We start from the raw sequence: 7,482 nt of genomic DNA, 5'->3' as shown, positions 1-7,482 counted from the left end.
CCGCGGCGCTCTCTCCGGCGCTCCGCGCCGGAGAACGGGCGGGTCGCTGCGCTCCCCGCTCGGGAGCCGCTGCGCGGCTCGGCGGGAGTCCAGTCACGTTGCCGTCGCCCGCGTCGCTGCGCTCCGCTTGAAAGCGAGGTTTCATGTGCATCAACGTTTTTCATCGTCACCTCACATGCCACACCGGAGAGTATCGACAGGCCGGGACGCGCTGCGCGCGCCGCGCACACCCCCGCCGCGCTGCTGACTCCCCGTCCCGACATCATGCTTCCATCATACCCCACACCCGAAGGCGGCACCAGACAGACAGAAACACTCCCGATCGCCAATACCGTTACGCACCAAGAACATAACCCGATATCACAGAGCCGTCATGAGCATTACAACAGTGAAACACTGTACACCAACATGATTCACAATAAGTATTGCGCCACAACACATTTCAAAAACAGGCCGGAAACAGCACCCCACCGCGCCCCCACCACCCCACACACCCCCGACACCGACCCCACCCACACCCGCCGGCCCCACCGCCGGCCCCACACCGGGACATGCCATCACCCCAGCTCACAGCACACAACAACCCCCACACCCACCACCGGGCACACACCCCGAGGGACGCACCCAGACCACGACACCACCACCGCCGACACGGCAGAAGGCCGGACCGCCACACACGACCCAGCCCCCCACCCCATCAACAACCGAACAACTCTTCAGCCGCCGGATCAGGCGCATCCAGAAACCTCACCACAATCCCCTCCCGCACCACCCCCAGAAAACCGTCATCCTCGAGCGAACCCAACGCATCACCCAGATCCACGACCTCCGGATCGAAATCGCCGGGCACATTCACCACTGCACGGTGCGACGACACTTCAGTCCACTCGATCACCACCGAACGCATCACGCGCCCACCTCCGCCTCGTCGACCGTCGCGTCGACCACGACCGCACCGCCCAGACGCGCCGTCGTCAACAACGCCTCCACCTGCCCCTCACGCAGGCTCTGCGTCTCCCCCTCGTCGTCGACCGAGGTGAACACCACCGCACCCACATACGGCTGCCACACGAAGCCGTGGGCCTTTGCGATCAGGGTCGCCACACGATTGACCACCGGCTCCCCCACCAACAGGCCCTCTTCGTCGATCCACATGTCCAGACCCGGACCGATCCGCACCACATCGAACATCCGGCAATCCAGCGCCGCGCGCAGGGCCGCACCGACCCCACGCTCTTCGGTGTCCTCCAGCTCGATCACCGCCGCAGTACCGTCCACATCGACTCGCACTGCCGTCACCATCTTGTCCACCATGAACTCCTTGTCTCCACCTGATCGGCGGGGCTATCTGGGCTGGTCAGTCGCACTTCCAACGCGCATCACTTTACATATCTAGTTTGCATAGTTCAAGCCAGGGGACTATCGCGAACACCAGACATCGCCCGGACCCCGTGCGCCCGTGCGGGACGTGGCGTCGACGCAGGTCAGGGCGGGCATCGGCGCGGTCGGCCCCATCGAGACGACGTGCCGGCCCTTTCGCCGGGACGTGCCATCGTTGCAGGTAAAGGCGGGTTTCTCGTGTGCGCGGTCGAGCTTCAGGCGGCGGGCAGCTCACGCAGGGCCACCCACAGATCGGGCTCGAAGTCCCACAGCGGCTCGGCCTTGACGAGTTCACCCCAGGTGATCATCTGGCGGCAGTGCCGCACGGTGTCGAACAGGTTTGCGCCGGGAATGTTCCCGGCCAGGCCGGGGATGTTGAAGGCGGGATAACCGCTGCCGGTCTTCGGGTTCGTGCACTCGTCGCGCAGGCGCCGGAGCTCGTCGGCGATGGCCTGGTGCCACCAGAACCGCTCACCGGCGCGATGCACGGCGGGGTCGCGGTACGGGTCGCCCTCGGGATAGTCGATGTGGTCGAGACTCAGTGTCGGTGTCACGTCACCTTTTCGCTGGTAGGGGTCGGAAATGGAAGAACCCCACCGGATATCAGCCGGTGGGGTTCTTCGCGGGGCCGCTTAGATGTAGGCGGCCTGCTCGGCGGTCACGACGGTGCCGGTGGTCGCGGCGATCAGCGCGGACTTCGCGGCGATGAACTCGGCGTCGTCGCCACCCTTGATCGCAGCGGCGTAGCGGGCGCGGGCCTGCTCGATGGTGTTCTCCATGATTCTTCCTTTCGTTGGGGACTCCCTAACTATACAAATCTGATTTGTATAGTGTCAAGCCCGGGGAGCGGCTTTTTTCGCACCACCCGATCCGGCCGCAGGACGTGCCTGCCGGGACGTGCCGTCGTCGCAGTTCACAGGATGTTTTCTGCGCTCCCGCCGGGATCGAGCAGCAGCAGCCGGTAGGTGAGCATCACCATTTCGACGTCGGTGCGCAGCTCGTAGCGCCGCTCTCGTTCGAGCACATCGGCCATGTCCGCGACGAACTGATCGGTGGCAGGCAGGGCCAGATACTCGCCGAGCACTGTTGCCGCCGCGTACAACTCCGCTCCTACCCGGTGCCCGACGATCTCTCCGGTGCGACGGTCGAGCATCTCGAGGGTGACCACCTCCTCGGCGACCCCTCGGGCCTGACGGATCGCCAGGCGCACTCCCCGCGCGGCCACGGTGGCGATGCCGATCGAGTCGAAGATCCGCAGGTAGTCCGGTACTGCGGCGACTGTTGCGCGACGGCCGAGCAGGGCTCGATAGCGATCGGCGGACGAGGGGAACGCGCGGCGCAGCATCGAGCCGGTGCGCTGGGTTCCGGACGCCATCGTGGTCACTGCGCCGCTCCGTCGACGGTAGCGGCAGGCGCAGGGACGGAATCGATCCACGGGGCGTCGTCGCGGTCTTCGACGTACTGCCCACCGGGCGGGTTGTCGTAGTGACTCAGCAGCGCGGCGCGGGTAGCGGGCGAGGCGGTCGCCAGATTCGCATCGCGTGCCTCGGTCCAGTCGTTCCAGTGCCAGCCTGCCCCGGCGTCGATGACGTACTCGGTGGGCCGGACGGGCACGCCGTCGAGGAACGCCTCGATCACGGACGGGCCGTCGGGATCGCGCACGACGATGACCTCCAGCTCGGGCGCAGCCGGACGGCGGGCGGGCGCCGGCCCCTGATCGGTGCCACCGGTCTCGTCGCCGTAGTAGCCATCCGCGCGGCGCGTGATCTCGTGCCAGTCGGTGCCGAGCCGGTCTGCCAGGTGACGAAGATCAGCGGTCAGGTCGGCCAGGACCGACTCGAGGTCGTCCGGGGTCGCTCCGGTGCGCTCGGCGTACGGCACCAGCGCCCACAGCGCCGAAAGCGCCCGTGTGGCGCTCGTGTGGTCCGGGGCCATGTCGGTGGCAGGGTCCAGAGCAATCGGGGCGTGAGCGTCGCGCACAGCGGCCAGATCGGCGATCGTGCGCGTGGTGGAGAACATGTCGGGAGAGTTCATCGGGCAGGTCCTTGTCTTCGGTCGTATGAGCACATGCCGCACAGCCGGTCCGCGCTGCGCGGCCCGGCCTGCTCCGCTCAGGAGTCGGTCTTGGTGAGCGTGTAGCCGAGCGCGGCGGCGAGCATGAACATCAGGTCCTCGCCGTCCGGGAGGCCGACCTTGTCCATCCGGTCGACGATGTCGGCGCACTCGTCGGGTGTCTCGCACCGGCATTCGGAGTTCTGCGGCTCGTCGTACTCCGAGGGGAGCGCGTCACCGAAGCAGGTGGGGTCGATGACCCAGGTGTCGGTACCGGCCAGGTCGCGCATGAGGTACACGCGCACGGTCTCTTCGATGTAGTGCGCGCCGTGGGCGGCGGCGCGTTCGCCGCCGGAGAGATACGGCTCGGGCGCTGCGGCGGTGGGGTTGGTCATGGTGATGGTCCTTTCGTCGGAGATTCGGTGGTGTCGGTGGCCGGAGGGCCCTCGACGTCGGCCTCAGTGCTTCGGGATCTTGAGGCGGTCCGGAATCTGGTGGTCGCGGCCGGGCAGCAGAACGGTTTCCGCGTACACCGAGGCCGGGTTGTCGTGGTCGGTGCGGACGTAGTGCGCGACCGTGCTTGCCTGGCCGATGTATTCGCCGTCGATGAAGACCTGTGCCGTGGCGTTTCCGCGCGCCCCGGCGGGCAGGTAGGTGGCGCGGCCTTCGCGGGCAGCGGCGAGAACCTGTGCCCGCAGTGCTGCGTAGTCGATGCTCATGATGCGGCTGCCTCGTTCCAGTGGGTGTCGTGGGGGTGTGCGGGTGCGGCTGCCTGGGCGTCGGCGCCGTAGTGCCGAGCGCAGGGGTCGTCGAGCAGGTCGCGGTAGGCGAACATCAGCAGCTCGAAGCCGTTGCGGTGGATGTGGCCGATACGGGTGCGCAGCGTGGCGATGGTGGTTGTGACGCGGGTGGCGCTCGGCGAGGCGACCACCTCGGCCAGGACGCGGGCGATGGCGGCCAGCTCTGCGGCAGCGGCGGTGTCGGCGGGGGCGCGGCGGGCGAGGTGGGTTCCGCGCACGGCGAGGGTGTGCAGGTCGATGTCCTCGAAGAGCGTGCCGAGGGCTTTGTGGAGGATCGGGGCGGGCAGGGCGCGGCGCAGGCGCATCAGGCTGCGGTAGTCGGTGGGGGTGGTCCACTGCGGAGGTGTGAGGGTCACTGTCGGGCTCCCGTGGTCAGGACGTTGCCGAAATGGTCACGTCACGATCGAGTACAAAACAAATGTGTTTTGCATAGTTAAATCTGCGGAAATACTGCTCGGATCTGGGGATTCACGCGCCGACCAAAGGTGGGCGAACTACCCGCCTGCGAACCCTTATCACACCGGGCGGCGCACCCCAACAATACAAAGGTTCTTTGCAATGTGTCAACCGTGCGACGTTTCCGGTTCCCCGAAGGTCCGCACACCCGCCGCGGGACATGCCATCTGCCCAGGTCGGACCGGCAAATGAGCCGCCCCCGCAACCGACACACTCGGTTGCGGGGACGGATTCGAGCCACAGCGCGCTGCGCCGATCAACTCGGCCGGTACTGCTGCGCGCGAGCGATGCCGTCGTCGTAGTCCTCGACGTACTCCCCCGCCCCGGGCGTGTACTTGCCATCGACACGATCGGGGTCGTAGGCCATGAACACCACATCGGGGCGGCCGTCGTTGAACGCGCGGAAGGTCGCGTAGTCCCACCCATCGGGGGCGTAGTCGTCGTTCCACCTCAGTCGTGCCACAGGCACGAACCCGGCATCGGCGTACAGATCCGGCAGCACGGTGTCGAAGCAGTCCAGCCGGTGCCCGCCGAGCGCGGTGGCGTGCCGGAGCATGGCGCGGGCCGCGCGCGGGTGTGCGCAGTCCTTGTGCGCGAACACCGAAACGATCTCGTCGCCTTTGAGGGCGACACCAGCCTTGCCGTCGTCGGTCACCAGCAGCCGCATGGCCCGGTATTCGTCCTCGTCGTAGACGTACACCGACGCCGCGTGCGGATTCTTGCGGGTCAGCTCGAGCATCTGCTCGCGGTACAGACCGCAATCGTCCGGTGCGAGCTCGTGCAGTGGCGGCGCAGACAACCCACGGGACTCGAGCTTCGCGCGCACGTCGTCCGTCAGGGTGTGCGTGGCCACCGGGGTGATCTGCTGGCCGTTGATCAGAAGCCGAGGGCTTCGGCCTCCTCGATCTTCGGATCGGTCCACCGATCCTCGATCTCCTTCCGCTCGGCTTCCGGAAGGTCCGGACTCCAGCCGAACGTCCTCCAGAACGCTTCGCGCCGCTCCTGCGTCATCGGTTCCTCGTTGCTCATCGTCGGTTCCTTCCTCATCGGTGTGTTCTTCTCGGGCACGGCGCAGCGCGTCCGACTGCTCGGCTCTGAGCCTTTCAGCGTCCCGCAGACGTACGGTCAGCGCGTGTCGGTCGTGCGGGTCGGTCGCGGCCTCGATCGCGGCACGCAGGTCGTCCTGGCCGCCCGGAGTGGAGTCGTACAGCGCCAGGGTCTGCGCGTAGTCGGCTTCGGCGGCGGCGAGGCGGCGTTGCAACCGCGTGTGCGTCGGATGCTCGGCCAGCCGAGCGCGGGCCGTCGCGACGCGCGCGGTGGCCTGCTCGAGGCGGGCGCGCATGTGCGGGGTGCAGCGCGGGCCGGGCTTGGGTTTACACATTCGCGGCCACCTGCGCGGCGACCTGATCGATCACGGTGGCCAGAGCGCGACCGAGCCGGTCGACTCGCGCGGGGTCGGGGGTGCGCGGGTCGGTGAGGTAGACATCGCGGCGCAGCTCGATCATCACCGAGATCACGCGCTCGTCGCGACCGTAGTGACGCAGCGGCACGTAACTGCCCGCATACGGTGTGTTCTCGCCGATCTCGCCGGTCTCGGACAGGGACGCGAATGCGCCACGGACAGCCTCGGTCAGCCAGGGCGGGGTGTGTACCCGGTCGGTGCCGATACACAGCGCGGGGCGCGCGGCGCTCGGGTCCTCGAAACCGGACGGGGTGGCGGGGTAGGAGTGCAGGTCGATGATCACCGCTCGACCGCAGGTGCGCAGGCGGTCGTCGACGGCGGCGGTGACCGCGTCGGCGTAGGGACGGAAATAGGCATCGATCAGCTCGGCGGTGCGGGGATACGGCTCGGCGCGCAGCGGACCGCCGGCGCAGGTCCGGGTGTAGACCGCACCCCGGCCGAAGACATTGGCCGGCTCGCCGGCGTCGGTGAACCGTTCCGGATCGATCACCAGCCGCGAGAGTGTGTTGACCACGGTCGTCGGCCGCAGGCGGCTGTGTCGCAGCGTCGCCGCAGCGATCTCGTCGGTGGCGGTGTCGGTCGATTCGTCGAGTTCGGCGGCCAGCTCGACGTCCGTCGGGATCAGGTCGGCGCGGATCTCGGCCGGAATGACGCGGGAGGCGTGCGGGACGTGTATGAGCACCGGGCACTGGCGATCTCCCGGGAGGACGAGCGGTGAGGTGGGCATGGCGGTCCTTGTCGGTTCTGCGGTGGAGGTCGAGCGGTGAGCCGGGCACGACAGCGTGCCCGGGGACGCGAATTGTCCTCGAGAGGGCCACGTTCGACCAACAGGGTGGTTCTCACGCGCTGCGCTGGGAGAGGGCGCGCACAGACGATTCCCGCACGATCCAGGTGCCGCCGACACGGATGGCGGGCAGCCGCTGGGCGGTGATCGCCTTGAGCACGGCCTGGCGACTGATTCCGAGCTGGTCGGCGGCCTCCTGCACCGACAGCAGCGGCGGCAGATCCACGCCGTCGAGCAGACGGTCGTAATCGGTGGTGAGCAGCACCCGTACCGAGCACAGGGGCCAGGGGTAGGTCTCGAGGATCGCCAGCGCGGTGGAGTTGGCCTGACGTACCGAGTCGGCCGGGACGGTGAAGATCACCTCGGCGTGGCCGAGTTCGGAGCGCCCGGCCGCGCCGCTGTAGTCCGCGATGGGGTCGAGCAGCTGCTCGGCGTTCTCCGGTCCGAACTCGGTGTCGAGTTCGGCGATGACGTTGTAGGACTGTGCGGTCACGGTAGGTATTCCTCTCGGGTGCTGTGCGGGTCGGTTCGGTCGGTGGTGGACAATG

Annotated in this window: 12 protein-coding genes; all 12 read right to left on the bottom strand. The window is 67.8% G+C overall.

Annotated features, from left to right (window positions below):
- Positions 1-697 precede the first annotated feature (697 nt).
- The 12 genes from NVV99_RS23155 to NVV99_RS23100 all read right to left on the bottom strand — a co-directional run bounded on the left by NVV99_RS23155 (position 698) and on the right by NVV99_RS23100 (position 7,427).
- On the bottom strand, positions 698-907 hold the full coding sequence (locus NVV99_RS23155) for a hypothetical protein (protein ID WP_012476929.1): 210 nt from the start codon (positions 905-907) through the stop codon (positions 698-700).
- Complete coding sequence (locus tag NVV99_RS23150) at positions 907-1,314, bottom strand: DUF3846 domain-containing protein (protein ID WP_260783079.1); 408 nt, start codon at positions 1,312-1,314, stop codon at positions 907-909. The genes NVV99_RS23155 and NVV99_RS23150 overlap by 1 nt, the downstream gene beginning before the upstream one ends.
- Before the next feature lie 281 nt (positions 1,315-1,595).
- A complete protein-coding gene (locus NVV99_RS23145) occupies positions 1,596-1,934 on the bottom strand; it encodes a hypothetical protein (RefSeq protein ID WP_260783078.1) in 339 nt (112 codons plus the stop codon).
- Between the two features lie 78 nt (positions 1,935-2,012).
- Positions 2,013-2,159 carry a hypothetical protein gene (locus tag NVV99_RS23140; protein WP_260783077.1) on the bottom strand — a complete coding sequence of 49 codons (147 nt, stop codon included), beginning with the start codon at positions 2,157-2,159 and terminating at the stop codon, positions 2,013-2,015.
- 134 nt (positions 2,160-2,293) lie between these two features.
- On the bottom strand, positions 2,294-2,764 hold the full coding sequence (locus NVV99_RS23135) for a hypothetical protein (protein WP_260783076.1): 471 nt from the start codon (positions 2,762-2,764) through the stop codon (positions 2,294-2,296).
- Positions 2,761-3,414 carry a hypothetical protein gene (locus NVV99_RS23130; RefSeq protein WP_260783075.1) on the bottom strand — a complete coding sequence of 218 codons (654 nt, stop codon included), beginning with the start codon at positions 3,412-3,414 and terminating at the stop codon, positions 2,761-2,763. The genes NVV99_RS23135 and NVV99_RS23130 overlap by 4 nt, the downstream gene beginning before the upstream one ends.
- A gap of 77 nt (positions 3,415-3,491) precedes the next feature.
- Positions 3,492-3,827, bottom strand: a complete 336-nt coding sequence (locus NVV99_RS23125; protein WP_217580537.1) for a hypothetical protein — start codon at positions 3,825-3,827, stop codon at positions 3,492-3,494.
- Positions 3,828-3,890: 63 nt separating this feature from the next.
- Positions 3,891-4,151 (bottom strand): hypothetical protein, encoded by a 261-nt coding sequence (locus NVV99_RS23120; RefSeq protein WP_217580536.1) that lies wholly within the window; start codon positions 4,149-4,151, stop codon positions 3,891-3,893.
- Entirely contained in the window at positions 4,148-4,588 is a 441-nt protein-coding gene (locus tag NVV99_RS23115) for a hypothetical protein (protein ID WP_260783074.1), read from the bottom strand. The genes NVV99_RS23120 and NVV99_RS23115 overlap by 4 nt, the downstream gene beginning before the upstream one ends.
- Before the next feature lie 356 nt (positions 4,589-4,944).
- Positions 4,945-6,069: a hypothetical protein gene (locus NVV99_RS23110; RefSeq protein WP_260783073.1), complete on the bottom strand. Its 1,125-nt coding sequence runs from the start codon at positions 6,067-6,069 to the stop codon at positions 4,945-4,947.
- Positions 6,062-6,877, bottom strand: a complete 816-nt coding sequence (locus tag NVV99_RS23105; RefSeq protein ID WP_260783072.1) for an N-formylglutamate amidohydrolase — start codon at positions 6,875-6,877, stop codon at positions 6,062-6,064. Before NVV99_RS23105 ends, NVV99_RS23110 begins: the two co-directional genes overlap by 8 nt.
- Positions 6,878-6,989: 112 nt before the next feature.
- A complete protein-coding gene (locus NVV99_RS23100) occupies positions 6,990-7,427 on the bottom strand; it encodes a helix-turn-helix domain-containing protein (RefSeq protein ID WP_260783071.1) in 438 nt (145 codons plus the stop codon).
- Positions 7,428-7,482: the final 55 nt, after the last annotated feature.

The sequence above is a fragment of the Rhodococcus sp. PAE-6 genome, assembly GCF_025290685.1.
Lineage (GTDB): Bacteria > Actinomycetota > Actinomycetes > Mycobacteriales > Mycobacteriaceae > Rhodococcus > Rhodococcus pyridinivorans.
Note: the sequence above shows the minus strand (reverse complement) of the source record. Positions and strands in the feature narration are given on the sequence as shown.